Genomic DNA, 25481 nt, shown 5'->3' with positions numbered 1-25481 from the left:
TGTCCTTACTTCATAATCTCTGTAGTGTGACTTTTCGCAAGAGACGAACATTCTGCCATAACTGCAGAAGCACGTGCTATTGGATTTGTCAAATAAAAGTCTTTAATCATAGAAGTAAATTTTTGTGGATTCAGAACAATCATTTGTGAACCCAGAGCTTTAAGATCACTTATATATGAAGGTGTTATATCATCAATAGCACAAAGATGTGGAAAATCATTAAATAAATTTTGTCTCAATTGAGATAATGAATCAAAAGGAAGCTTTTTATTTAAAACATCAGATAAAGCGCGTAAAATAGCCCAATCTTCTTTTGCTTCACCTGGAGCAAAACCAGCTCGATTTGTCATTTGAACACGACCTTCTGTATTAACATAAAGCCCTGATTTTTCAGTATAAGCAGATGCTGGTAAAATCACATCAGCAGCATGCGCACCATTGTCACCATGGCTACCAATATAAATGATAAAGGATTTGTTATTGGTTAATTCTACTTCATCAGCACCAAGTAAAAATAAAACCTCACAGGTTTTAACAATATTTTTAGTTCCCAATTTAGAAGTGAAACCAATATCTAGTCCTCCAACAGCTGATGCAGCATTATGAAGAATACCAAATCCATTCCATTCTTCACTAAGAGCACCAACAAGATCAGCTAATTTTGCAAGATTTTTTAAAATAGATAAACCTTCCTTGCCTGAAATAGCACCTTCCCCAATAAGAATAAGCGGCTTCTCAGCTTTTTTCAATACATCAAAAAATATATTCTCTCCACTGATAAGCATATTTAAGGCATCAGTACCAGCTCCAAGATAAGAATATGGATAGCGCAAATCGACCTGCTCTCCGATTAACGCAATTGGAATTCTTCCTACTCGTTGACGTTTTAAAATACGTGCATTTAAAACAGCAGCTTCAGCACGTGGATTAGATCCTACAATTAACAATGCATCAGCACATTCGATGCCTGCAATAGTGGGATTAAAAATATAACTCGAACGTCCTAGTTCAGGGGATAAAACCATACCCCTTTGACGACAATCAAATAACTTTGAACCTAATGAAAGCAATAATGATTTAAGTGCATACATTTCTTCAACAGATGCAAGATCTCCAGCAATTGCTCCAATTTTTTTTGCTGAAGTCTCAGATACAACTATTTTAATTTTTTCAAAAGCCTCTGACCAACTTACAGGCTGAAGTTTTCCATCTTTTCGAACATAAGGTTTATCAAGTCGTTGAGTGCGTAATCCATCCCAAATAAAACGTGTCTTATCAGAAATCCATTCTTCATTTACATCTTTGTTAATGCGTGGCACAATTCGCATAACTTCACGCCCTCGGCTGTCAATGCGAATAGCACTACCAAGAGCATCCATTACGTCAATCGACTCTGTTTTAACCAATTCCCATGGACGAGCACGAAATGCATAAGGCCTTGAAGTTAAAGCACCTACTGGACAAAGATCAATAATATTGCCCTGCAATTCGGATGTTATAGCTTTTTCAAGATATGTCGTAATTTCAGCATCTTCACCACGGCCAATTAAGCCAAGATCCGAAACACCTGCAATCTCTGTTGTAAAACGAACACAACGTGTACAATGAATGCATCGTGTCATAACAGTTTTTACAAGTGGTCCAATATATTTATCTTCAACAGCACGTTTATCTTCTGTATAACGAGAAAAATTACGTCCATAAAACATTGCTTGATCTTGAAGATCACATTCACCACCTTGATCACATACGGGACAATCTAATGGATGGTTAATGAGGAGAAATTCCATAACGCCTTCACGGGCTTTTTTGACCATCTCCGTGTTAATAAATATTTCAGGTAATTCACCATTTGGTCCTGATCGTAAATCACGAACTCCCATAGCACAAGAAGCCTGTGGTTTTGGAGGCCCACCTTTGATCTCAACCAAACACATACGACAATTTCCAGCAATTGATAGAGCTTCATGGAAACAAAAACGTGGCACCTCAGCACCTGCAGCTTCAGCGGCTTGAAGCAATGTGTAGTAGTCAGGAACTTCAATTTCTTTACCATCAACTTTAATACTTATCATCACCAATCCAGCTCGCGAATAACCTATTTAAATTGTATTTCATTATTTTTTTTTAACTAAACTCTTTATTTTAATGTTTCCAAAGCAATATTTTTGCTTTGAATTGCACTTCGCGTATAATCATCAATTCTTTGTTCAATTTCTGAACGAAAATTACGTATTAACCCTTGTATGGGCCATGCTGCAGCATCCCCAAGTGCACAAATAGTATGCCCTTCAACTTGCTTAGAAACTTCAAATAGAAGATCAATTTCGCGTTTTTGCGCTCTTCCTTCAACCATACGTCCCAAAAGACGCATCATCCACCCGGTGCCTTCACGACATGGTGTACATTGACCACAACTTTCATGTTTAAAAAAAGCTGCTATACGCCAAATCGCCTTAATGATATCGGTTGATTTATCCATGACAATCGCACCACCCGTACCAAAAGAAGATCCAATATCCCGCATCCCATCAAAGTCCATAATGGCATCTATCATATCTTCTCCACGAACAATCGGACAAGAAGCACCCCCTGGAATAACTGCTAAAAGATTATCCCATCCACCACGAATACCACCTGTATGTTTTTCAATCAATTCACGAAAAGAAACACCTAGAGCTTCTTCAAATGTACAAGGTGCATTAACATGTCCAGAAATCATAAACAATTTTGTTCCAACATTATTTGCACGACCAATCGATGAAAACCAGGAAGCACCTCGACGCAAAATCGTAGGAACAACTGCAATAGATTCTACATTATTAACGGTTGTTGGACAACCATAAACTCCCATATTTGCAGGGAATGGAGGTTTAAGTCGAGGTTGACCTTTTTTTCCTTCAAGACTCTCAAGAAGAGCTGTCTCCTCACCACAAATATAAGCTCCAGCACCATGATGAACTATAATATCACAAACATGACCATATTTAGTCTTTTTGCCAAGCAAACCTGCTTCATAACACTCATCAATTGCAACCTGAAGCGCTTCACGCTCACGAATATATTCACCACGGACATAAATAAAAGCAATATTTGCTCCCATTGCAAAAGTAGCAATAACACATCCTTCAATCAAAGTATGAGGATCATGTCTTAAAATATCACGGTCTTTACATGTTCCTGGTTCTGACTCATCTGCATTTACAACCAAATAATGGGGTCGACCATCACTTTGTTTCGGCATAAAGGACCATTTCATACCAGTAGGAAAACCAGCACCACCACGACCACGCAAGCCTGATGCCTTCATTTCATCAATAATCCAATCACGGCCTTTTTCAATAATCGCTTTGGTATTATCCCAATGTCCACGCAACATCGCACCTTTCAACGATTTATCTTTAAAACCATAAATATTGGTGAAAATGCGATCCTTATCAGCGAGCATACACCACCTTTTTTTCTATCACTGAATGCATTTTTAGCATTTTCCTAATTCAATTTTTTAATACTTTTATTTTATATTAAAATATTTTTACAATCGATAAGTAATTAATATTTCCTAATTTAAAGAAATATTCATCCAACTTCCATTTCTTCATTACTCTTTTTCCTTGAAGACTTGAATGATTTTATTTTATTTTCATTTCCATCAACTAAAGAAGTTAAGCCACTGATAGGCTCTGATGATTTACGATTATTTTGTGGTCCTACAGCTATATCAGAACCTTTACCTGCCTCAAATGCATCAATAATTTCTTCAAGACGCTCAGCTGTAAGATCCTCATAAGTATCTTTAAAAATCATAACCATTGGAGCATTAACACAAGCACCAAGACATTCTACTTCTTCCCATGATAATGTTCCATCTTGATTAGTAATAAAAGGCTTATAATGAATTTTTTTCTGACAAACTTTGATCAATTCTCCAGAACCACGTAGCATGCAAGGAGTGGTACCACAAACTTGAATATGCGCCTTTGTTCCAACTGGCTTAAGTTGAAATTGAGTATAAAAAGTTGCAATTTCTAAAACACGAATATAAGCCATCGAAAGTAACTCAGCGATATGTTCAATCGCAGCACGCGTTACCCAACCTTCCTGCTCTTGAGCACGCATTAACAAGGGAATGACAGCAGATTGCTCACGCCCTATAGGATATTTCTTTATGGTATTTTGCACCCACACCTGATTCTCTTTTGTAAAAGAAAATTCTGCTGGTTGGTGGATATCATCTGCAAGACGGCGTACAGACATTAACGATCAATCTCCCCAAAAACAATATCAATCGAACCCAGAATAGCCGTTGCATCTGCTAGCATATGGCCTCGTGTCAGAAAATCCATGGCTTGAAGATGAGCAAAACCAGGAGCACGTAATTTAACACGATAAGGCTTATTTGTTCCATCAGAAACCAGATAAACGCCAAATTCACCTTTTGGAGCTTCTACAGCAACATAAACTTCTCCAGAAGGAGTATGAAAACCTTCCGTATAAAGTTTAAAATGATGAATAAGCGCTTCCATTGAATTTTTCATTTCACTGCGTTTTGGGGGCACAATCTTACGATCTAAACTCGAGACCGGCCCATTTCTTTCAGAACCAAGTAAACGGTTCACACATTGTCGCATGATTTTTGTTGATTGACGCATTTCTTCCATACGAATGAGGTAACGATCATAACAATCACTATTTTTACCTACAGGGATATCAAACTCCATTTCATCATAACATTCATAAGGTTGACTTTTGCGCAAATCCCATGGAACACCAGCTCCACGTATCATTACTCCAGAAAAAGCACGAGCCCAAGCCTCATTAATACTTACCACACCAATATCTACATTCCGTTGTTTAAAAATCCGATTGGGTGTTATAAGCGCATCAAGTTTATCAAGAGCAATAAGAAATGGATCAATAAAATTACCAATATCTTCGATTAAAGATTCTGGCAAATCTCGATGTACACCACCAGGACGAAAATAATTTGCATGAAGACGCGCACCACATGCACGTTCATAAAAAATCATCAATTTTTCGCGTTGTTCAAAACCCCAAAGTGGTGGTGTTAAAGCACCAACATCCATTGCTTGTGTTGTTACGTTAAGCAAATGATTAAGAATACGTCCAATTTCAGAAAATAGGACACGAATCAATTGCCCTCGTTTAGGAACCTCAACACCCAATAATTTTTCAATAGCAAGCACAAAAGCATGTTCCTGATTCATAGGAGCAACATAATCTAAACGATCAAGATAAGGACCTGCCTGAAGATAAGTTTTTGTTTCCATTAATTTTTCTGTGCCACGGTGTAGCAATCCAATATGTGGATCCACACGCTCAACAACCTCACCATCCAACTCTAAAACCATACGCAAAACACCATGCGCAGCAGGATGTTGTGGACCAAAATTAATATTAAAATTCCGAACATTGACTTCAGCCACTATCAACCTCTTATTTTTCTCAATGTACTCTTAAAAATTGAACACGAACAATATTCTGTTATTATTGTTATTATAATGCGAAACACAAAATAGCCCCTTATCCCTTATTATGTGCAAATAATTCATATGCAATATACAACTTTCTATACACTATCCTTATTGAAAATTATCAATTACTTTACAAAAGCTATAATTTTTAACCGCATCTTCAATGCCTTAATATTATTTTTTGCTTCCTGACTTTTCATTACATGGCAAAACATATTCATTACCTTCCCAAGGTGAAAGAAAGTCAAAGCTACGCATCTCTTGTCGTAAAATAACAGGCTCATAAATGACGCGTTTAGCTTCATTATCATAACGACACTCTACAAATCCTGTCACGGGAAAATCTTTGCGCAAAGGATGCCCTTCAAATCCATAATCCGTCAAAATGCGCCGCAAATCTGGATGTCCTGAAAATAAAATGCCATACATATCGTAGGTTTCACGCTCATACCATTCAGCTCCAGGATAAACGGAGCAAGCAGAAGCAATAGGAGTATTTTCATCAGTACGTACTTTAATACGTAAACGTAAATTATGTCGTGGAGATAATAACTGATAAGACACATCAAAACGTTTTTCACGAGAAGGATAATCTACACCACTAATATCTGTAATATTGATAAATTGACAACGAGAATCATCACGAACAAACATTAAAACATCAATAATTGCATTAAGGCGCGATACAATCGTCAATTCTCCAAATGCAAAGACACTTTCTTCTATTTTATCTCCCAATTTATCTTTCAAATAATTAGAAAGCTCGATTAATACCTCATTCATTATCATAAAGCCCCTATCGCTCTATAGATCCAGTACGACGGATTTTTTTTTGCAACAACAAGATACCATATAGCAACGCTTCTGCTGTAGGAGGACATCCTGGAACATAAATATCGACTGGGACTATACGATCACATCCACGCACAACCGAATAAGAATAATGATAATATCCCCCACCATTTGCACAGGACCCCATAGAAATCACATAACGTGGTTCAGGCATTTGATCATAAACTTTACGTAAAGCAGGTGCCATTTTATTTGTTAGAGTACCAGCAACTACCATAACATCAGATTGACGCGGTGAAGCGCGCGGTGCATATCCAAAACGTTCGTTGTCATAATGAGGCATTGAGCATTGCATCATCTCAACTGCACAACAGGCCAAACCAAAACTCATCCACATCAATGAACCTGTGCGCGCCCAAGTTATTAAAGCATCTGCCGAAGTTACCAAAAAGCCTTTGTCTCCTAATTCAGTATTAATATCACTGAAAAATTTATCATTAGAGCCTACTAACTCACCTGTATTTGGATCAATGATTCCTTTCGGTTTCGGAGTAACAACCGTTGAATTATTAAATCCTAATTCCATTCAAGTGCTCCCTTCTTCCATTCATATATAAACCCAATCGTCAAGATTACTAAAAATAAAATCATTGACCAAAAACCAAATATACCTATTGAAGCAAATGAAACAGCCCAAGGAAAAAGAAAAGCAACCTCAAGATCAAAAATAATAAATAAAATAGAAACTAGATAAAATCGAACATCAAACTTCATTCGAGCATCATCAAATGAGTTAAACCCACATTCATAAGCTGATAATTTTTCAGGATCAGGAGCACGATAGGCGACAATATAAGGTATGATTAAAAGAACCCCAGCTATAATTGCCGAAACAGTAATGAAAATTAATACCGGTAAATAAGAGCTCAATAAATCAATCATAATCCTTTTCCACCTTAATGAGGTTTTGAATTAACGTAATCATCGAATATTGTCTAGATCAACATATAATATACAATAATTAATTATAACACTAATTTCGCTCTTACAGATTAGGGCATGCCGCGCAGTATTCATCTCATTTCTTATAGGTATCGCAGAGAAAAGAAAGACGCAAGCCCTTATTCTCATAAAACTATATGAAAAAAGAAAAAAATTAAATATCAGCTAAAAATTTTATAGAATATGCTATAATTATTAGTTCTAAGCATACTGAGTAGCATCCTGCAAAGAAAAAAGCGTATACTATAGACATAGAAAATTAAAAATATTTCGAAATGGCGCGAGTGACGGGGCTCGAACCCGCGACCTCCGGCGTGACAGGCCAGCACTCTAACCAACTGAGCTACACCCGCGCACTTCTTCAAACCAATTAATATTGGTATAAACGGTCGTGTAGGATTTTCATTCGTTCCTGTCAAGAAGAATGAAACGTTTTTTTTAAAAAAATCAAATAAACAATGAAAAAATTAAAAACTCTCCTATTCTCTAAAAAACATTAAAAAATAATATCTTTTATTCTTGCGTTTAAATTTTTTTTTCCTTAATAAAGTGCACATCCAATTGTAAATTATTACATCGGGCGATTAGCTCAGCTGGTAGAGCGCCTCGTTTACACCGAGGATGTCGGGAGTTCGAGTCTCTCATCGCCCACCATGCATCTATATAACACATAAGATACTGATTTTATTGATCCTTTTTAAGTTATGGCATGGTATTATAATAAAGGTGTGGGAATAAGTTTCAAATGTAGCTTTAAAAAGAGAGATCAGTGCATCTAATTCATAATCAGACATTAAAAAAAACTAATTAGAATGGACATGAAATTAGGAGCCAAATATTCAAAACTATAAATTTTGAATAAGAAATAAGAATCAGAAACCATTAAAATTAATCAAAATAGTCATATAATGTATTTAGCTCTAGATGAGAGAAAATATAATAATTTTAACAATTAATTCAAATTCCAATTATTAGTAAGTGGCAAAAATTCATTAATTCTCATCAAAGCATCAAAGAATTTATAATAGCCTTTCCACTAAACAAATTATTAGAAAATAATAAACTAATTCATCAATATAAATGACTAAATTTGCAAAATCTAAAATATTTTGTCATATAATAAGATACGCTCTATATTTCTATATTATTGTGAATAAGTTTTTGGAGATATTTTATGTCAGACGCACTAACTGCACAAAAAACTGTAGCTATCTATCCTATATTAAACATACTAAAACGATTTTTTGTTATCATTTTTTTAGCGTTTTTAATACCGCTTTTAAGTGGATGTGGGTTTAATGCAATACCAACAAATGAAGAAAAAGCCCATGCGGCGTGGAGTGAAGTTCTAAATCAATATCAACGTCGTGCAGATCTCGTTCCTAATCTTGTAGAAACTGTTAAAGGTTATGCATCACACGAGAAAACTGTACTTTCTGATGTTATCGAGGCACGTTCAAAAGCAACGCAAACAACCATTAATGCTGATATGTTAAATAACCCAGACATTATGCAACAATATCTCAGTAATCAAGCAAATTTATCAAGTGCACTTTCACGCCTGATGGCTATTGTTGAAAATTATCCTGATCTTAAGACAAATCAGAATTTTTTAGCTCTTCAATCACAATTAGAGGGAACTGAAAATCGTATTTCTATTGCTCGCCGTGATTATATTGAAGCAGTACGCGTGTATAATACTGCACTCAAAACAATGCCAACAATGATTTGGGCAAAGTTGTGGTTTCGGGATGCAAAATCTATGCAAACATTTACTATTGATAGTAATGTTCAACAAACACCGCAGGTTAATTTTAATTAAATGAAATCATTTCGATATTCTATTCAACGCAGCGTTATTTTATTTTTTTTAGCTTTTACAAGTTTTCTATATTTAGTTATTACGTTGAATAGTGTTGTTTACTCGCAAATCTCATTCCCCCACTTAATTGGTCACATTAATGATACAGCTCGTTTACTTGATCGTGCAACAATAGAAAATCTGACGATAAAGCTCTCTGCTTTGGAAGAAAAAACAGGTGATCAAATTGTCGTTGTAACTGTCCCTACTCTTTCTGGAATTGATATTGAAACCTATAGTAATTCCCTTTTCCGAAAGTGGGCCTTAGGTCAAAAGAAGATTAATAATGGCGTATTACTTGTCATTGCACCAAACGAACGTGAAGTACGTATTGAAGTAGGCTATGGTTTAGAAGGAGAATTAACGGATGCAGTTTCTGCAGTCATTATCAATAATTTTATTCTTCCTAATTTTCGTAATAAAAATTATCAACAAGGAATTATCGAAGCGATCAATGCAATTATCAGAATTATTATAGAAAATGATTCTGATTTTACTTACAGAATCAAAGAAAAGGCTAAAGCTGTTGAAATACAACGTAAACAGGAAAAAATAGAAGAAATGATAGCTAATACAGTTATATTTTTAGTCTTTTTTACGGTGATTGGTTTACCTATTTTAGCAATGATTTTTGGCAAAAAAGTAGGTCCACAAAAATATCGCTGGATGGGAATCGTTTTTACTCTTTGGTTTATCAATTTAAGTGCTAATGGTAGACGCTCCAATGGTACCTTTAGAAGGCATTCAAGTGGTAGTGGTTTTAGAGGTCGAGGGGGCTCATCAGGTGGTGGTGGCGCATCAGGAAGATGGTAAAATATCTTTAGTACAAATTGATCGCCTCATCGCTTCTATGTTGAATATTATCTCTATGTAATAAAAAATAGTTATTTAAAAACAAAAATATAATAAAAAATAATAAATTAAATTATTAATTATAAAAATTCTAATCATTTTAAGGTTTTGTTAGACTACAATAATTTAGAATAATAAGGCTCATTCTTAACTACTTTGAAAGAAAAATGTCGACACCTTTAATTTTTCATTTTCATTTCAATCAACAACTCTATATCGTACGTCATTATTTTTACTGATAAAAAACCAAATAACTTCATACATATTTTTGATGACGTCTAAATGAAATATACTGATCGCAATCATTTATCACATCAGTTTAAAACAACTGGTCATACTTCACCAGTTGAGTGGAAAATAAGTGATAACTTAGTCGAGTATCCTGAAGCATTACGCTATATGCAAGAACGCGTAGAGAATATTTCCGCAAAAATCGCGCATGAACAAGTCTGGCTACTTGAACATCCTCCGCTTTATACAGCTGGTACAAGTGCTAAACAAAAAGATCTATTAGCTCCTCATTCTCTTCCTGTATATGAATCAGGTCGTGGTGGTGAATTTACATATCATGGTCCAGGACAACGTGTTGCTTACATTATGCTTGATCTTAAACGCCGAAAACAAGATATACGTGCCTTTATTAGTGCATTAGAACAGTGGATCATACAAACACTTTTACAATTTAACGTTAAAGGAGAACGTCGTGAAGATCGCGTCGGTGTTTGGGTTATTCGACCTGATCGTCCACTAACAATAAATGGAACACTGACTGAAGATAAAATTGCTGCTATTGGTATTCGTATGCGTAGATGGGTAAGTTTTCATGGCATTTGTATTAATATCGATCCTGATCTATCTCACTATACAGGAATTGTTCCCTGTGGAATTGCAAATCACGGTGTAACAAGTTTACTAGATCTAGGCTTAACTGTAACAATGCATGATGTTGACATTGCTATGAAACGAGCTTTTGAACAAATTTTTGGTCCAACAATTGATATTTCCTAAGTGCATTGATTTTTAAATAAAAAACAGGCATAAAGTTTAATTCTGATTAAAAGTTTATTTATACAATCTAAATTTAAACAAACGATTGAGTACTATGAACGATAATAATAAAGATCTTTTTAGTATTTTAAATAATGCTCAATCTCGTATAGAAGCGAAAGAAAAAAATAAGCAAATTTCATTAAATTCCCAAGAAGTGTCTCGAGCAATTCCTGTATCTTCTTCCAAAAATAATACAGAAGAAGATGAATATAGCGCTTTATCTATTCGGGTACTCGAAGGTTTAGAGCCTGTACGTTTACGACCTGGGATGTATATTGGTGGAACAGATAGTAAAGCACTTCATCATTTATTTTCTGAAATCATCGATAATGCAATGGATGAAGCTGTTGCTGGTTATGCTGATTTAATTGATGTGTCATTGGATAGGCAAGGTTATTTAACAGTTACGGATAATGGACGTGGAATCCCTGTTGAAAATCATCCTCAAATGCCAGATAAATCTACTCTTGAAGTCATTATGACACAACTTCATTCAGGCGCAAAATTTGATGGAAAAGCTTATCAAACCTCTGGTGGATTACATGGAGTAGGTATTTCTGTTGTTAATGCTCTTTCTGATGATATGGAAGTTGAAGTAGCACGAGAGCGCAAACTTTACCGCCAACGTTTTTCACGCGGTATTCCTCAATCTGGTTTAGAAAATCTAGGTGATGTTTATAACCGTCGTGGTACGCGCGTTCGCTTTCATCCTGACAGTAAAATTTTTGGCGAAAAAGTAGCTTTTGAACCAGGCCAAATCTATAAGATGGCACGCTCTAAAGCCTATCTTTTTGGTGGAGTAAAAATTCGCTGGAATTGTGATCCTATAATGCTTGAAGGTATAAAAGCTATTCCTGAAAAAGCTGTTTTTCATTTTCCAGATGGATTAAAAGACTATTTGTTATCCTCATTGAAAAATGAATATCGTGTAACATCTGAAGTTTTTTCTGGCAAAACAAAACGACATGGTGATCATGGTTCAGTTGAATGGGCCATTGCTTGGTACGGTGGCAATGCTTGCGTACAATCTTATTGTAATACTATTCCAACTGGAGAAGGTGGAACACATGAAGCAGGATTACGACAAGCTCTCTTACGCGGTTTAAAAGCTTATGCTGAATTAATAGGCAATAAACGTTCTGCCATCATTACTTCTGATGATGTGATGATCTCAGCGATTGCAATTCTCTCAGTTTTCATCAGAGAGCCCGAGTTTGTTGGCCAAACTAAAGATCGATTAGCTACAATTGAAGCACAACGTATTGTTGAAAATGCAATACGCGACCCTTTTGATCATTGGCTCGCTAATTCTCCACAAGAAGCGACAAAACTTCTTGATTGGGTTATTGAACGAGCTGAAGAACGCGTAAAACGGCGCCAAGATAGAGAAATAAATCGAAAAACTGTTGTACGTAAATTACGACTACCTGGAAAATTAGCAGATTGTAGCCAAAACTCTGCTGCTGGAGCTGAATTATTTATTGTTGAAGGTGATTCTGCTGGTGGTTCTGCTAAACAAGCACGAAATAGAGTTAATCAAGCAATTTTACCCCTTCGTGGAAAAATATTAAATGTAGCTAGTGCAGCACGTGAAAAAATGAGTTCAAGCCAAACAATCAGTGATCTTATCCTCGCACTAGGATGTGGAACGCGTTCTAAATATCGTGAAGATGATCTAAGATACGAGCGTATCATTATTATGACAGATGCAGATGTTGACGGTGCTCATATTGCATCACTTTTAATTACCTTTTTCTTTCAAGAGATGCCTGATCTTATTCGCCAAGGGCATTTATATCTCGCTGTGCCTCCTCTTTATAGAATATCACAAGGAGGAAAAGTTGCTTATGCGCGTGATGATATACATAAAGACGAATTGCTAAAAACTGAATTTACTGAAAAGGCTAAAATTGAAATTGGACGTTTTAAAGGCCTTGGAGAAATGCGCGCTGAACAACTTAAAGAAACAACTATGCATCCCCAAAAACGCACACTTTTACGTATTGTTATAGATTCAGTTGACATGCAAGAAACAAAAAATACAGTAGAAAATTTAATGGGAACTAAGCCAGAAGCACGGTTTCGATTTATACAAGAAAATTCTACTTTTGCAGATAATCTAGATATTTGATATTAAAATACATCTATCAAGCCAATGCAGCTGCATCAATAACACGTAATTGTGGACTTATGCTTCCTCTCCAATGATTTAAGCTAAGATTACCAGCCAAATGGATTTTTTTACCAATATTTTTAGAAAGAAACTTACCAAGCGATGTTCCTACAGCACCAAAAGCGATTCCTTTTAATTTTTTGCCTTCAATATCAGAAATAATAAGGCGCAAATGGCCTTTTCCAACTTCGTATAAATTGACTAACCGATGAGAAGGAAAAACAAAAACAGGTGTTGCATTTCCTGAACCAAAAGGACCTGCCTTTTCAATCATATCAAAAAGATCTTTATTCGCGCCAGAAGCAGAAAGAAAACCATCTATACTAAGAGATTTCTCAGCACGTAATTGTGAAACCATTAAAGACACTTTTTCTTCTAGCCATTCACGAAAAGCTTCGATTTTTGTCGATTGAATTGTAAACCCCGCCGCCATACTATGTCCCCCACCCTTTTCTAATAAATTTAATGTGACTGCTTCATGCACAAGTGCTCCCAAATCTATACCACTAATTGAACGCCCCGATCCAATACCACTTCCGTCTTCTTTTAAAGCTATTGCCAAAACAGGACAAAAAAAACGTTCTTTTAAACGAGCTGCAAGAATACCAATGATACCTGGATGCCATTCTTTATGAGCAATCACAAATGATGACGGCATTGCTTCATCCTGATAAATAGAATCAATATAAACTTCTGCTTGAGCTAATTGAATCATTTCCATTTCTTGACGTTCTTTATTAAGTTGGTCTAGTTGTTGTGCTATTCTATCCGCTTCATCTCTATCATTACAGCTGAGCAAATATGCTCCTAAGGCTTGATTTCCAATACGTCCCCCCGCATTAATTCTAGGCCCCAATAAAAAACCCAAATGAAAACTATTGAGTGGTTCTCCTATATGCGCAACCTTTGCTAAAGCAGCTATTCCAGGATTACGCATAGAACGTGCCACCTGAAGCCCTTTAACCACAAAAGCACGATTAACACCTTTTAATGGAACTATATCGCAGATGGTAGCCAATGCAACAAGATCAAGCATACTTAAAAGATCAGGAAGTGCTCCTCCCCACTTTTTCTCCCGCAATAAACGATTAACCCATATTAATGTAATAAATACAACACCAGCAGCACATAAATGTCCCTGCTCAGACAAATCATCAGGACGATTAGGATTAACAAGGGCAACAGCTTCTTCGTGAACATTTTCCATTTGATGATGATCTAAAACAATAACATCAGCACCTGCAAACTTAGCTGCTCTTAATGCATCCGGACTATTCGCACCACAATCAACCGTAATAATTAGACTAGCCCCTTCTTGTACCAATCCTTTCATTGCTTGTTCATTTGGACCATAGCCTTCAATAATACGATCAGGAATATAAATTTTTACTATTATGCCAAAATAATGTAAAAAACGTGCTAAAAGGGCTGCTGAACAAGCACCATCAACGTCATAATCGCCAAAAACAGCAATCTTCTCTCGGTTTATAATAGCTTTAACCAAACGCTCTGCTGCACAGTGCATATCTATAAAATCTTTTGGATTAGGCATTAAAACGCGTAGTGTTGGATTAATAAAAGTAATAGCTTCGGATTCATCGACATCTCTTGCTGCAAGAACGCGAGCGAGTTGGTCCGGTAAACCAAATTTTTGAGAAATAGCACGAGCGTTATTAACCCTCTCTATATCAAGAGCATCAACCCAAGCCTGACCCCAAGCCGAGGATTCGACATTAAGTAAATAATGAGATCGTCGCATTATTGTTGGTAATACTCCACAATTAGCAAAAATACAATCAAGTCTTAAATGAGTAAAATCATCAAAATAAAGCTATCATAATAGCTCACTTATATAAGTTTTATTTTCTCTTGACGCAAATCATCAGACATTATATCAGATAAATAGCATACTTGCAGCGTATTTGTTGTGATAATAATACACAACGTTAAGCAACAAAAAATGCCCTTATTTTAAAGGGATATAAATAAAGGATACTTCTTATGGCAACTTTTTCACAAAAGCCAGCTGAAGTGGTGAAAAAATGGGTTATTATTAACGCAGAAAACCTTGTTTTGGGTCGTCTTGCCACACTCGTTGCTAACCGCTTACGTGGAAAACACAAGGCTACTTTCACTCCACATGTCGATGATGGTGATAATGTTATTGTTATCAACGCAGATAAAGTGGCTCTTACCGGAAAAAAATATACCGACAAAAAGTATTATTGGCATACTGGTTATATTGGTGGCATCAAAGAACGTACAGCTCGCCAAATTCTTGAAGGGCGTTTTCCTGAACGAGTTATCGAAAAGGCTGTAGAGCGTATGATCCCTCGCGGTCCTCTTGGTCGTCGCCAAATGAAAAATTTACGTGTTTACGCTGGTAGCGAACATCCACATGCAGCACAACAGCCTGAAATTCTTGATGTAGGTGCTTTAAATTGCAAAAATAAAAGGATTGCTTGATATGGCTGAAATCAATTCCCTCTCTGAACTTGGCGCTGCAACAGGTACTACAGAAGTTAATGAAAAGATTGCTCCCGTTCATGTGCAAAAACTTGACTCACAAGGACGTGCTTACGCAACAGGAAAACGTAAAGATGCTGTTGCTCGTGTATGGATCAAACCAGGATCTGGAAAAATTATTATTAACAATAAAGAATTTGACAAATATTTTGCTCGTCCTGTTCTTAGAATGATTCTTCGTCAACCAATTGTTGCAACAAAAAGAGACACTCAATTTGATATTATAGCAACCGTCGCTGGAGGTGGTCTCTCTGGTCAAGCAGGTGCGGTAAGACATGGACTCTCAAAAGCTTTAACTTATTACGAACCAGCACTCCGTACTATTTTGAAAAAAGGAGGGTTTCTTACACGTGATAGCCGTGTTGTTGAACGTAAAAAATATGGTAAAGCGAAAGCACGGCGTTCTTTCCAATTCTCAAAACGTTAATTTGAATTTTTATAATGATGTATTAAATCCTCATTTTCAGTGGGGATTTTTTTTATTTAAAAAAAATAATTAAAACTATTTAGCTAATTTTTTAAAAATTAAATTTTAGTCCAAAAAGGATTTTACCATTGTAATAAAATGAGGAACAGAAATAGGTTTTGACATGTATTCTTCACATCCACTCGCACGAATTCGTTCTTCATCTCCTTTCATAGCAAAAGCTGTTACAGCAATAATGGGGATAGATTTGAGTTCTCCATCTTCTTTCAATTGTTTAATAATATCAATTCCTGATACTTCAGGTAATTGAATATCCATAAGAATGAGAGAAGGCTTTGAAAAACGAGCTAAATCTAATGCAATAAGGCCATTACGTGTTTCAACTGTTTCATAACCACACGCTTCTATAAGATCACGAAATAATTTCATATTAAGTTCGTTATCTTCCACGATCATGACTTTCTTTAACATTCGTATAACTCCTACCCTTCCTATATAAAAAGGCTATTATATACTAAAATCTATCATCGCTAAGATAAGATAATAAAAAAACTGTAAACTTTGAAGAAGCTAAATAAACCATAATGAAAGCCATTTTTTTATCATTCATTATACAAGTGATATAATCTTTTTTAAACTTCTAGAAACAGAAAACTATAATGTTTGTATAATTGCATTATTGTTTATTTTTGAGATTAAAACATTAAAATTTTTGACTAGCTTATAGATCAACTTTTAATATCATTTCACCAGGAAAATAACATTTAAATCATATAAAATTAAAATAACCTAGAAATTTTTGTTTAAAATAGAAAAGAAGCAACTAAATAACTTGAAATGCAATTTATAAATACATTTTGACGGTATGACCTTTGAAGATCAAATCGATCAGAATGGAAACATTATCGCAATGAAATGCTCCATCTGTCTCAAGAGTGCACGGTACCCTATTGAAGTCACCTAATACTTAAGTGAATACAGATAAGGAACAGACCTATGGAAAAACACCCTACGCACATGCTACGGCATAAGGTCGTGACCAATGCCGCATACACCATGCCTTTGGGTTTGTAGGCATTTATAACGAAAATAAGGCTGAACGCATCAATTAGGGATTCACTCCATAAAGGTAATTAGTCTCTCCTGAGGTCATAATGCAAATCCAAAACCTCATGCACGAAATACAAACAGAAGAGGACAAGATTCTAGGCTTCGCTAAAGTTAATCGCCTCACAGATCTCTCTTTGCAAAAAGGGCACACAGCCCTGCATCTCTTGCAAAAAATGAAGAGAAACAAAAGTGACAAGAAAAAATCGTTTGTGATTACGAAGAAGAGAAGAATTATATTCAAGACCGGCACAATGGATCAGAGCAACAAGAACAAGTGGCGGTGTAATCATGTATCAAAGAACCGCACAATGTTTTCAAGTTCGTTTAGGAAAAGTCACCGCTATTAATTTTATTGGAATTTGGCGATCCCGACAGGATTCGAACCTGTGACCTACGGCTTAGAAGGCCGTTGCTCTATCCAGCTGAGCTACGGGACCAAATAAGAATTATATTAATAAAAGCGATATTTTCGTTCAATGTGTCCAAGGTTGCTGCCGACTATTATGAAAATTATCAGAATAAGAAATAGCGCGTTGTAAAGGCTTATGCAAATTTTCTACACGATAAGGGATAGCGTTTTTTACAGCAAAAGCTATTGCTTCTTCTTTTGTTTTAAACCGAATTTTTATTTGACTATTTATATCAGCTGTTGCTGTATACCCCATAAGAGGCTCAATCATTTTTGTCTGTACTGGTTCATATTGAAGAATCCAAAAACCCGTATTTCTTTTGCCTGACTGCATTGGTGTCTTTGCTGGACTATAAATACGCGCAATCATAAAGCTTTTTTCCTTTAATTAAATTAATACCAAAATGATAACTTTTACTCCACACTGTTCGATTATGGCATTATATCAATAGAAACATGGTCGGAGCGATAGGATTCGAACCTACGACCCCCTGATCCCAAATCAGGTGCGCTACCAGACTGCGCTACGCTCCGTCATTTATATTTTTAATGTATCTTCCCTAAAATTTTCATAGCAGAAGTGCAAGAGCAAAACACATTTTTTTAAAATTTTTCTATTATTTAAATATGTAAAAATTCTTTCAAACATTCTCTTATCGAATTATACACTATAGAAATGAAAAATATCCTCACAAAAAAATCCAAATCAGGCAGAATAGAAATATCCTTAGATTCTCAAAAAATTTTGCAACAATTCATCATAGCAGTATTTTTACTATTATAATGATTATAAGAAAAAATAACATAAGCACAATAAAAATTCAAAAACTTCTTATCTAAAGGAGTTATTTTCCTTTATTTTTAATGACTTATTTAAAATGCATATATTGATACTGAAATACATATAAAATAGTCTATCTTATTTTAAGAAAAACTAACAATTATTCCAAAGCCATTATGATTTCTAAAAAGAATTAGAAAATACGGCCATACTAAAAAAAATGCAATCATTGCTTAAATAAAGACATTATAGCTAAGAACTAAGCTGCATTTTTCCCATGTGCTTAAATAATATGCAGATATGGCTAATTCTACTAAAATATCAGAATTATACTAAAAATAGTATTTACTGAATTCCCATATTAATAACCTCTGTAATAATAGCACGTGTTACCTTACTTTTTCTTTGCAAAGCTAATCGATCAACAGAATCAATAATGCACTTTAATGAGAATAGAGAACGCTCACAACGGTTTATAAGATAATAAATAATATCTGAATGAACTGTAATTTGTCGATCAGAAAACAGTTTAAAAGCAATAGCTGTTAATAATTCATCATCAGGTTGTTCCAATGCAACTAACATTACTGAATTAAGACGACTTTTTAGATCATTCAATTTTAAGTTCCATGCAGATGGTAATGTCCTTGCAGTCATCAATAAAGTAGCATGATTCACATGGAGATTTGCTTGTTTAATGATATTAATTAAATGGAAAAGACCAATTTCATCGATCTCACCTGAATCAATATTCTCAATTAAAAATGGTTTACCTGAAGAAGCTTCAACGATAAACTGATCAATTTCATCATAAAAAATATTTAAGGCATTAGCCTTTTGAGCCCATACACTAGAAAAGTGCGTCTTTCCAGATCCTTTATCTCCAATTAAGATCGCAATAGGCGGGACCCAGTTTGGCCAATGATTAATCAGCTGAAAAGCCATACGATTGCTATCTGTTACCACCAAATCATCAAATTGAAAAATTGATTTATAAGAAAAATCGAGTGGTAATTGCATTTCACGTTTATTCATTCTATTGACTCCAAATTCTCATTTTGTGCATACATCTGGGAATTCAGATAAATATGAAGAGCAAAACGAACCAGAACGCCAACGATAGCAGCTGCAGGAACAGCAACAAGCATACCGGTAAAACCAAATAATGAACCAAATGCAAAAAGTGCAAACATCAACCAAACTGGATGAAGGCCAACTGATGAACCAACAAGCTTTGGTTGCAGAATATAACCTTCAATAAATTGCCCAATAAAAAAAACTGCCATTACAATAACAATCCATTCCCAATAATTAGGATAAAATTGAACCCATGCAACACCGATAGATAGTACAAAACCAATCATCGTACCAATATAAGGAATAAAGCTTATGAGACCGACAAACATACCAATTAAAAGAGCAAAATTCAGCCCTGTAATAGTTAAACCAATAGCATAGTAGCCCGCCAGAATTAAACAAGCAGTTCCTTGCCCACGTACAAAACCTGCGACAGCTCTATCCATTTCATGAAAAAGACTGCGGACAGTTGTAAGATGACTGCGTGGTATCCAAGAATCAACTGCCTCAACCATATGTGGCCAATCTAATAAAATATAAAACGTCACTACTGGTGTTACTACAAATAGACTGATAATATTAACAATAGATTTTCCTGATTTTAAAAGCGAATTCAATAGAGATGTAATAAAATCGGAGCTTTGCCCTAAAAGCGCTTTAATATTAGTATGTAACTCATTTGGATCACTATCAAAGTAACGCCTTACCCAATCAAAATTATGCTCAATAAAAAAGTTTTGAATGCGATTGACATAAATTGGTAAACCGTTGCTTACAAATTTTTGTATCTGTCCACTGACAATAGGAATCAAAATTATTAAAGCAACCACAAAAATAACAATAATAAATAAAGTAATTAGCACAGTACCAAAAACACGATGAATTCCAATTTTTTCAAATACTTGAACAATCGGATTAAGAAAGTAAGCTAATACAATTCCTGCTATAAAAGGAAATAAAATTGATCCAAAAATAAACATAAAAATAACAAAAAAAATCAATGTACCTAGCCAGAAAAAAATTTGCTTTTTCATACTATCTGGTAATGGTGCTTGTGCATAAGCAGGTACATAAGCCGTATAATAATCATGGGATTTGTTTTTTTTATTCATTTTCTTGTTCATTGGCAGTAAAGAGTTCCTTTAACTACTTGATATTCTATTTAATAAATATCCCCAAAATTATTCTACAAAGATTATGGAACTTCTTCCGCTTGAGTCAAGCAAACAATACGAATAATAATTGTATTTTGGATAATAAATCCAATAACTCTTGCAGAGATAAATTTATCATGGCATTGTATAAATATAAAGATCTGATTTCCCATAAGAAAGGCTCCAATGAGCAATCAAGACCTAATAAACAAAAAACCTAATAATAATCTTACCTACACAGGAAGTGGCGTTGATATTGACATGGGGAATACAATGGTAGAAAAAATTAGACCCTATGTACACTCAACAAAACGAATAGGTGCAGATACAAAAATTGGCGGTTTTGGTGGTCTATTTGATTTAAAAGCAGCAGGTTTTATAGATCCCATTCTCGTAGCAACTAACGATGGCGTAGGTACAAAACTAAAAATTGCAATTGAAGTAGGTATTCATAATACTGTTGGTATTGATCTCGTAGCCATGTGCGTCAATGATTTAATTGTACAAGGTGCGGAACCGCTCTTTTTCCTAGATTATTTTGCAACTGGAAAACTAGATGCGGAACAAGGAGCAGAAATTGTTTCTGGTATTGCAGCAGGATGTCAACAAGCAGGGGCTGCTCTTATCGGAGGGGAAACTGCAGAAATGCCTGGTATGTATGCAAAAGGAGATTATGACCTAGCAGGTTTTGCTGTAGGAGCTACTGAACGGAATTCATTGTTACCTTCAAAAAACCTCGCAGAAGGAGATACCATCTTAGGTCTTAGTTCATCTGGAGTTCATTCAAATGGTTTTTCTCTGATAAGACAAATCATTAAACAAAGTGATTTAAAATGGAATTACTCTGCTCCTTTTAACCCTGAAATAACTCTTGGTGAAGCATTCCTAACGCCAACCCGTATTTATGTAAAATCACTTCTGCCAGTCATACGAAATTACAAAGAAATTAAAGCTCTTGCGCATATCACAGGAGGTGGTTTTCCTGAAAATATTCCACGTGTTCTTCCATTTTCTCTTTGCGCTGAAATTAATCTTTCTGCAATTCCTATTCCACCAGTATTCTCATGGATTGCCCAACAAGGTAAAATACAAGAAACAGAAATGCTTCGAACCTTTAATTGTGGTATTGGAATAGTTATTATTGTAGCACAGAATTCAGCTGAATCTGTTACGAAAGCACTTGAGGCTCAAGGAGAAATTGTTATTCCACTTGGTATTTTAACAAAATGCCACAATAAAAAAGTTACTTATAAAGGTAAACTTAATTTATGAAAAAGCAAATAATTGTTTTTATTTCCGGCAACGGATCTAATATGGCTTCACTCATTAAGGCTAGCCAACAAAAAGAATATCCTGCTAAAATCGTTGCGGTTATTTGTGATAATCCTCATGCTGCAGGCATTAAAAAAGCACGTGATAATAATGTACCTATTCATATCGTTGATCGCAAAAATTATTCAACTAAAAAAACACATGAGGAAGCCATCCTTACTATTTTATCTCAATATCAACCAGACCTGATCTGCTTTGCTGGTTATATGCGACTTATTTCATCATATTTTATCAAGCTTTATGAACAACGGATACTTAATATTCATCCCTCTCTTCTTCCTTTATTTAAAGGTTTAAATACTCATGAAAAAGCTTTAGAAGCAGGAGTTAAAATCACTGGCTGCACTGTTCATCTTGTTACAGAAGAAATGGATGCAGGAAAGATTCTTGCTCAAGCTGCGGTCCCAATACACCCTAATGATACTGTAGAAAGTTTAACAGAAAGAGTTTTGAAAGCTGAACATAAACTCTATCCAGAAGCTTTAAAAGCATTTATTCAAGGAAATAATAAAGCAATCGATTACAAGCAACAGCTTTTGTCGTTTTAAACCAAAATTTTTCATCAAGAATTTTAAATGCAGCATTTATTTAAATACTTTTTTTATTTGATTTAAAGTTGTAGCTTGAAATAAAAAATTAACAATATAGTTACTGAAATATTTGACTATTTAGATAGTAATAATACTCAAAAAATATTGAAATTCTATAGCTTAAGAAAAAAGCTAAAAATATAAAACACTCTATTTTATTGTGCCAGCGTTTCTTTAACTGCTAATGCTAACTGTTTAAGTGTGAATGGTTTAGATAAAAACCCAAAAACAGCATCTTTTGGAAGATTTTTAGTAAAAGCATCTTTTGTATATCCAGAAACAAAAATGATTTTTATATCAGGATAATTTTTGCGCGCTTCTATAAGTAAAGTAGGTCCATCCATTTCTGGCATAACTACATCAGAAACAATAATATCAACAACACCTCTATTTTCTTCAAGTATAGCAAGTGCCTCCAATCCGCTTGCAGCCTCTAAAACCGTATATCCTCTCATTTGAAGAGCTCTCACACCACTCATTCTTACAGAATCTTCATCTTCAACTAATAAAACAGTAGCAGAACCTGTCAGATCTGTATTCTTTTCCTGTTCTTCTACTTTTACTTTTTCAATCTGTTGAGAAATCTCACTCCTCGTATCAGAAATATAACGTGGTAGAAAAATATGAAATGTTGTTCCTTCTCCTTCTTGACTATCACAGTAAATATACCCCCCTGTCTGTTTGACAATACCATAAACCATTGATAAGCCAAGACCTGTACCTTTACCAACTTCTTTTGTCGTAAAAAATGGTTCAAACATTTTTTCTTGTATAACAGCAGATATACCAGTACCTGTATCTGAAATGGTTAACTGTACATATTCACCAACAACAAAACCAGCATAATTAAATTCTGCACTTTGCTGTTTTGTAATATTATTTGTTGTAATTGTTACTATTCCTCCATCAAGCATGGCATCACGTGCATTGATAACCAAATTCATAATAACACGTTGAAAAGATGTTTGGTCAACTTTAACATCCCACAAATCTCTTCCATGAATGATTTTTAACTGAATATTATTCCCTAAAAGAGGTAAAATAAGATTGCGTATATCTGATAAAAACTCTGTAAAATCAACTTTTTCAGGTCGAAGTGTTTGCTTTCTGGAAAAAGCTAATAATTGTTGTACAAGTGCAGCAGCACGATTAGCATTGTTTTTGATATTGATAAGATCAGCATGTGCTGGATCAGAACTGCGATGTGTGTTTAAAAGAAAATCACATGACATTAAAATTGCTGTTAAAACATTATTAAAATCATGAGCAATACCACCAGCTAACTGCCCAACAGCTTGCATTTTTTGGCTTTGTATTATTTTATCTTCAAGCATTTTTTGTTTTGTTATTTCTATTCCAGATACAATCACCAAATCTTGCAATGCATTATCATGGTATAATGTTACAGGCATAGTATAAAGACGCAAATAGCGTTTTTTATCACCTTCTAATACTGTTTCTATTGGAGCTGAATAATTTTTATTCGTTATAATCTGTTGAAGTAAGAACTCTAACTGTACATGATCACAATGAGATATAATATCATAAAGACTAACAGCTTTACTAGATTTCCCCGTGAGCAACAAAAAAGCATTATTTACGTACACAAATTGTCCTTTTTTAGTGACTACTGCTATTGCAAAAGGACTTGCATTAAAATATTCGGTTAATATGCTTGGCAATTTTGATTGGTTACAATTTTCACTCTTTTCTATTTTTTGTGGCACCATAATAATGCGATAAATAGCCTCATCCTTTACAAGAGAAGAAGCATACATAAAACAATTAAATATTTTTTTATTGCCAGTTTCTGAAATCGAATATAAAGAGAATGTATAGGGTATCGTGCAATTTGAATTTTGATGTTTATTATTGTTCCAACAAATATCACTCCATGTACTATTATTTCCAACGGAATGAAATAATTGATCAAAATTATATTGACCAACAGTAAAATTCGCTAAATCGATTAAAAACCATTTAGCAAAAACAGTATTCAAATAAATAATTATTCCTTGTGCATTCACAGACAAAAATCCAATAGGAGCTTGATCTAAATGATTGATAGCTTCCTGTGAATTCAAGAAAAAAGTTTCATTACACTGGTATTGCTGGAAGTGAGAAACATCTGTGATACGCCAAAATAAAAGCTTTTTTCCCCTCTTAACCATAATAGGATGAATAGAAATATTGTACCAAACAGAGCCTTTCTTTTTTGAATGGATAAAAATTGATTGATCAATTTTTAATACTTCTTGAGCCGGGAAACCACCTAATGCTGCGGCTTTTAAACGATATGAAAGTGCGCCAGCATTTGGAAGATCAGCAATAACTACATAACAAGAAGATTCAGGCCTATAAGTGAAAATTTTTTGATAATTTTGATTTGAATAATAAACAAAGCCAGATAAATCAGAGACTATAATTACATCATCCATCTCATTAAAGATCTTAAAATTTAAATCTTTATGCAATTGCATAGCGCTAGCGCTATATCCGAAAATACCTGTTCCTAAAGAAAAAAGCGCTATAATACCTATAATAGCTAAAATCAAAAGAAATATCAAAGCAGCTTTATAAAAATAGCCTTGTGGATAAGAAATGCCTATCAATCCAATAATAAATAAAAAAACTATTGTTAAAATAGTACTGCCAATTATAATTTCCCAGCGTATAGAAGTAGACAATAATTTATTAATATTCTCAAAACTTTTATCCATTTTCTACCTCAATTATGACTATTTTTATGTCATAAATTGCCTTTGTTGTTTCTATAATTTACATTTATGCTATAATCTGCTTGTAATTATAAATATATTATATTTATCTCTATAAATTATTGATATACAA

General features: G+C 34.6%; 22 protein-coding genes and 4 tRNA genes. 9 read left to right on the top strand and 17 right to left on the bottom strand.

The window, feature by feature from the left end:
* Positions 1 to 5: 5 nt before the first annotated feature.
* The 8 genes from nuoG to T420_RS0102635 all read right to left on the bottom strand — a co-directional run bounded on the left by nuoG (position 6) and on the right by T420_RS0102635 (position 7642).
* A complete protein-coding gene (gene nuoG, locus T420_RS0102670; RefSeq protein WP_013545042.1) occupies positions 6 to 2075 on the bottom strand; it encodes an NADH-quinone oxidoreductase subunit NuoG in 2070 nt (689 codons plus the stop codon).
* A gap of 65 nt (positions 2076 to 2140) precedes the next feature.
* Positions 2141 to 3448 (bottom strand): NADH-quinone oxidoreductase subunit NuoF, encoded by a 1308-nt coding sequence (gene nuoF, locus T420_RS0102665; RefSeq protein WP_013545041.1) that lies wholly within the window; start codon positions 3446 to 3448, stop codon positions 2141 to 2143.
* A 131-nt stretch (positions 3449 to 3579) separates the two neighbouring features.
* Positions 3580 to 4257, bottom strand: coding sequence for an NADH-quinone oxidoreductase subunit NuoE (gene nuoE, locus T420_RS0102660; protein ID WP_013545040.1), 678 nt, complete (start codon positions 4255 to 4257; stop codon positions 3580 to 3582).
* On the bottom strand, positions 4257 to 5447 hold the full coding sequence (locus T420_RS0102655; protein ID WP_013545039.1) for an NADH-quinone oxidoreductase subunit D: 1191 nt from the start codon (positions 5445 to 5447) through the stop codon (positions 4257 to 4259). The genes nuoE and T420_RS0102655 overlap by 1 nt, the downstream gene beginning before the upstream one ends.
* Before the next feature lie 222 nt (positions 5448 to 5669).
* Positions 5670 to 6278, bottom strand: coding sequence for an NADH-quinone oxidoreductase subunit C (locus T420_RS0102650; RefSeq protein ID WP_013545038.1), 609 nt, complete (start codon positions 6276 to 6278; stop codon positions 5670 to 5672).
* 13 nt (positions 6279 to 6291) lie between these two features.
* Positions 6292 to 6873, bottom strand: coding sequence for a NuoB/complex I 20 kDa subunit family protein (locus T420_RS0102645; RefSeq protein ID WP_013545037.1), 582 nt, complete (start codon positions 6871 to 6873; stop codon positions 6292 to 6294).
* Entirely contained in the window at positions 6864 to 7229 is a 366-nt protein-coding gene (locus tag T420_RS0102640; protein ID WP_013545036.1) for an NADH-quinone oxidoreductase subunit A, read from the bottom strand. The genes T420_RS0102645 and T420_RS0102640 overlap by 10 nt, the downstream gene beginning before the upstream one ends.
* A 336-nt stretch (positions 7230 to 7565) precedes the next feature.
* Positions 7566 to 7642, bottom strand: a tRNA-Asp gene (locus T420_RS0102635).
* 225 nt (positions 7643 to 7867) lie between these two features.
* Between T420_RS0102635 and T420_RS0102630 the strand changes: the two genes are divergently transcribed.
* From T420_RS0102630 to parE, 5 genes are all read left to right on the top strand, one after another.
* Positions 7868 to 7943: transfer RNA gene (locus T420_RS0102630), tRNA-Val, on the top strand.
* A 520-nt stretch (positions 7944 to 8463) separates the two neighbouring features.
* The gene (locus T420_RS0102625) at positions 8464 to 9111 is read left to right on the top strand and encodes a LemA family protein (protein WP_013545035.1); all 648 of its coding nucleotides are present in this window, start codon (positions 8464 to 8466) and stop codon (positions 9109 to 9111) included.
* Positions 9112 to 9963, top strand: coding sequence for a TPM domain-containing protein (locus tag T420_RS0102620; RefSeq protein ID WP_013545034.1), 852 nt, complete (start codon positions 9112 to 9114; stop codon positions 9961 to 9963). It abuts the gene before it with no gap.
* A 321-nt stretch (positions 9964 to 10284) separates the two neighbouring features.
* Complete coding sequence (gene lipB, locus T420_RS0102615; RefSeq protein WP_013545032.1) at positions 10285 to 11010, top strand: lipoyl(octanoyl) transferase LipB; 726 nt, start codon at positions 10285 to 10287, stop codon at positions 11008 to 11010.
* 94 nt (positions 11011 to 11104) lie between these two features.
* On the top strand, positions 11105 to 13183 hold the full coding sequence (gene parE, locus T420_RS0102610) for a DNA topoisomerase IV subunit B (RefSeq protein ID WP_013545031.1): 2079 nt from the start codon (positions 11105 to 11107) through the stop codon (positions 13181 to 13183).
* 16 nt (positions 13184 to 13199) lie between these two features.
* Here parE and recJ read toward each other — a convergent pair whose 3' ends face one another.
* Positions 13200 to 14984 (bottom strand): single-stranded-DNA-specific exonuclease RecJ, encoded by a 1785-nt coding sequence (gene recJ, locus T420_RS0102605; RefSeq protein WP_013545030.1) that lies wholly within the window; start codon positions 14982 to 14984, stop codon positions 13200 to 13202.
* A gap of 242 nt (positions 14985 to 15226) precedes the next feature.
* On the opposite strand from recJ, the gene rplM reads away from it, so the two are divergent.
* Both rplM and rpsI read left to right on the top strand, forming a co-directional pair.
* The gene (gene rplM, locus T420_RS0102600; protein ID WP_013545029.1) at positions 15227 to 15691 is read left to right on the top strand and encodes a 50S ribosomal protein L13; all 465 of its coding nucleotides are present in this window, start codon (positions 15227 to 15229) and stop codon (positions 15689 to 15691) included.
* A 1-nt stretch (position 15692) separates the two neighbouring features.
* On the top strand, positions 15693 to 16178 hold the full coding sequence (rpsI, locus tag T420_RS0102595; protein WP_013545028.1) for a 30S ribosomal protein S9: 486 nt from the start codon (positions 15693 to 15695) through the stop codon (positions 16176 to 16178).
* 105 nt (positions 16179 to 16283) lie between these two features.
* Here rpsI and T420_RS0102590 read toward each other — a convergent pair whose 3' ends face one another.
* From T420_RS0102590 to T420_RS06870, 7 genes are all read right to left on the bottom strand, one after another.
* Positions 16284 to 16649, bottom strand: a complete 366-nt coding sequence (locus tag T420_RS0102590; RefSeq protein ID WP_013545027.1) for a response regulator — start codon at positions 16647 to 16649, stop codon at positions 16284 to 16286.
* A gap of 734 nt (positions 16650 to 17383) precedes the next feature.
* Positions 17384 to 17578, bottom strand: coding sequence for a hypothetical protein (locus T420_RS0102580; protein WP_013545026.1), 195 nt, complete (start codon positions 17576 to 17578; stop codon positions 17384 to 17386).
* Between the two features lie 70 nt (positions 17579 to 17648).
* Positions 17649 to 17725, bottom strand: a tRNA-Arg gene (locus T420_RS0102575).
* A 36-nt stretch (positions 17726 to 17761) separates the two neighbouring features.
* Positions 17762 to 18067: an ETC complex I subunit gene (locus tag T420_RS0102570; protein ID WP_013545025.1), complete on the bottom strand. Its 306-nt coding sequence runs from the start codon at positions 18065 to 18067 to the stop codon at positions 17762 to 17764.
* Between the two features lie 87 nt (positions 18068 to 18154).
* Positions 18155 to 18231, bottom strand: a tRNA-Pro gene (locus tag T420_RS0102565).
* A 592-nt stretch (positions 18232 to 18823) separates the two neighbouring features.
* The gene (hdaA, locus tag T420_RS0102560; protein ID WP_013545024.1) at positions 18824 to 19513 is read right to left on the bottom strand and encodes a DnaA regulatory inactivator HdaA; all 690 of its coding nucleotides are present in this window, start codon (positions 19511 to 19513) and stop codon (positions 18824 to 18826) included.
* Entirely contained in the window at positions 19510 to 20667 is a 1158-nt protein-coding gene (locus T420_RS06870; protein ID WP_013545023.1) for an AI-2E family transporter, read from the bottom strand. The genes hdaA and T420_RS06870 overlap by 4 nt, the downstream gene beginning before the upstream one ends.
* 228 nt (positions 20668 to 20895) lie before the next feature.
* Between T420_RS06870 and purM the strand changes: the two genes are divergently transcribed.
* Both purM and purN read left to right on the top strand, forming a co-directional pair.
* Positions 20896 to 21981: a phosphoribosylformylglycinamidine cyclo-ligase gene (gene purM / locus T420_RS0102545; protein WP_013545022.1), complete on the top strand. Its 1086-nt coding sequence runs from the start codon at positions 20896 to 20898 to the stop codon at positions 21979 to 21981.
* Complete coding sequence (gene purN / locus T420_RS0102540; protein ID WP_013545021.1) at positions 21978 to 22589, top strand: phosphoribosylglycinamide formyltransferase; 612 nt, start codon at positions 21978 to 21980, stop codon at positions 22587 to 22589. Before purM ends, purN begins: the two co-directional genes overlap by 4 nt.
* 197 nt (positions 22590 to 22786) lie before the next feature.
* Here the strand turns inward: purN and T420_RS0102535 are convergent, their stop codons facing one another.
* Positions 22787 to 25351 carry a hybrid sensor histidine kinase/response regulator gene (locus tag T420_RS0102535; RefSeq protein ID WP_013545020.1) on the bottom strand — a complete coding sequence of 855 codons (2565 nt, stop codon included), beginning with the start codon at positions 25349 to 25351 and terminating at the stop codon, positions 22787 to 22789.
* Positions 25352 to 25481 lie beyond the last annotated feature (130 nt).

The organism is Bartonella clarridgeiae ATCC 51734 (genome assembly GCF_000518185.1).
Taxonomy (GTDB): domain Bacteria; phylum Pseudomonadota; class Alphaproteobacteria; order Rhizobiales; family Rhizobiaceae; genus Bartonella; species Bartonella clarridgeiae.
Note: the sequence above shows the minus strand (reverse complement) of the source record. Positions and strands in the feature narration are given on the sequence as shown.

Excerpts from the sequence above, each read along its gene's own strand:
- T420_RS0102590 (WP_013545027.1), bottom strand. The coding sequence starts at position 16,649 with ATGTTAAAGAAAGTCATGATCGTGGAAGATAACGAACTTAATATGAAA.
- T420_RS0102570 (WP_013545025.1), bottom strand. The coding sequence starts at position 18,067 with ATGATTGCGCGTATTTATAGTCCAGCAAAGACACCAATGCAGTCAGGC.
- purN (WP_013545021.1), top strand. The coding sequence starts at position 21,978 with ATGAAAAAGCAAATAATTGTTTTTATTTCCGGCAACGGATCTAATATG.
- lipB (WP_013545032.1), top strand. The coding sequence starts at position 10,285 with ATGAAATATACTGATCGCAATCATTTATCACATCAGTTTAAAACAACT.
- T420_RS0102620 (WP_013545034.1), top strand. The coding sequence starts at position 9,112 with ATGAAATCATTTCGATATTCTATTCAACGCAGCGTTATTTTATTTTTT.
- T420_RS06870 (WP_013545023.1), bottom strand. The coding sequence starts at position 20,667 with ATGAATAAAAAAAACAAATCCCATGATTATTATACGGCTTATGTACCT.
- T420_RS0102645 (WP_013545037.1), bottom strand. The coding sequence starts at position 6,873 with ATGGAATTAGGATTTAATAATTCAACGGTTGTTACTCCGAAACCGAAA.
- recJ (WP_013545030.1), bottom strand. The coding sequence starts at position 14,984 with ATGCGACGATCTCATTATTTACTTAATGTCGAATCCTCGGCTTGGGGT.
- hdaA (WP_013545024.1), bottom strand. The coding sequence starts at position 19,513 with ATGAATAAACGTGAAATGCAATTACCACTCGATTTTTCTTATAAATCA.
- T420_RS0102625 (WP_013545035.1), top strand. The coding sequence starts at position 8,464 with ATGTCAGACGCACTAACTGCACAAAAAACTGTAGCTATCTATCCTATA.
- T420_RS0102650 (WP_013545038.1), bottom strand. The coding sequence starts at position 6,278 with ATGAATGAGGTATTAATCGAGCTTTCTAATTATTTGAAAGATAAATTG.
- nuoF (WP_013545041.1), bottom strand. The coding sequence starts at position 3,448 with ATGCTCGCTGATAAGGATCGCATTTTCACCAATATTTATGGTTTTAAA.
- parE (WP_013545031.1), top strand. The coding sequence starts at position 11,105 with ATGAACGATAATAATAAAGATCTTTTTAGTATTTTAAATAATGCTCAA.
- rplM (WP_013545029.1), top strand. The coding sequence starts at position 15,227 with ATGGCAACTTTTTCACAAAAGCCAGCTGAAGTGGTGAAAAAATGGGTT.
- purM (WP_013545022.1), top strand. The coding sequence starts at position 20,896 with ATGAGCAATCAAGACCTAATAAACAAAAAACCTAATAATAATCTTACC.
- T420_RS0102640 (WP_013545036.1), bottom strand. The coding sequence starts at position 7,229 with ATGATTGATTTATTGAGCTCTTATTTACCGGTATTAATTTTCATTACT.
- rpsI (WP_013545028.1), top strand. The coding sequence starts at position 15,693 with ATGGCTGAAATCAATTCCCTCTCTGAACTTGGCGCTGCAACAGGTACT.
- T420_RS0102535 (WP_013545020.1), bottom strand. The coding sequence starts at position 25,351 with ATGGATAAAAGTTTTGAGAATATTAATAAATTATTGTCTACTTCTATA.
- nuoG (WP_013545042.1), bottom strand. The coding sequence starts at position 2,075 with ATGATAAGTATTAAAGTTGATGGTAAAGAAATTGAAGTTCCTGACTAC.
- T420_RS0102580 (WP_013545026.1), bottom strand. The coding sequence starts at position 17,578 with ATGATTACACCGCCACTTGTTCTTGTTGCTCTGATCCATTGTGCCGGT.
- nuoE (WP_013545040.1), bottom strand. The coding sequence starts at position 4,257 with ATGTCTGTACGCCGTCTTGCAGATGATATCCACCAACCAGCAGAATTT.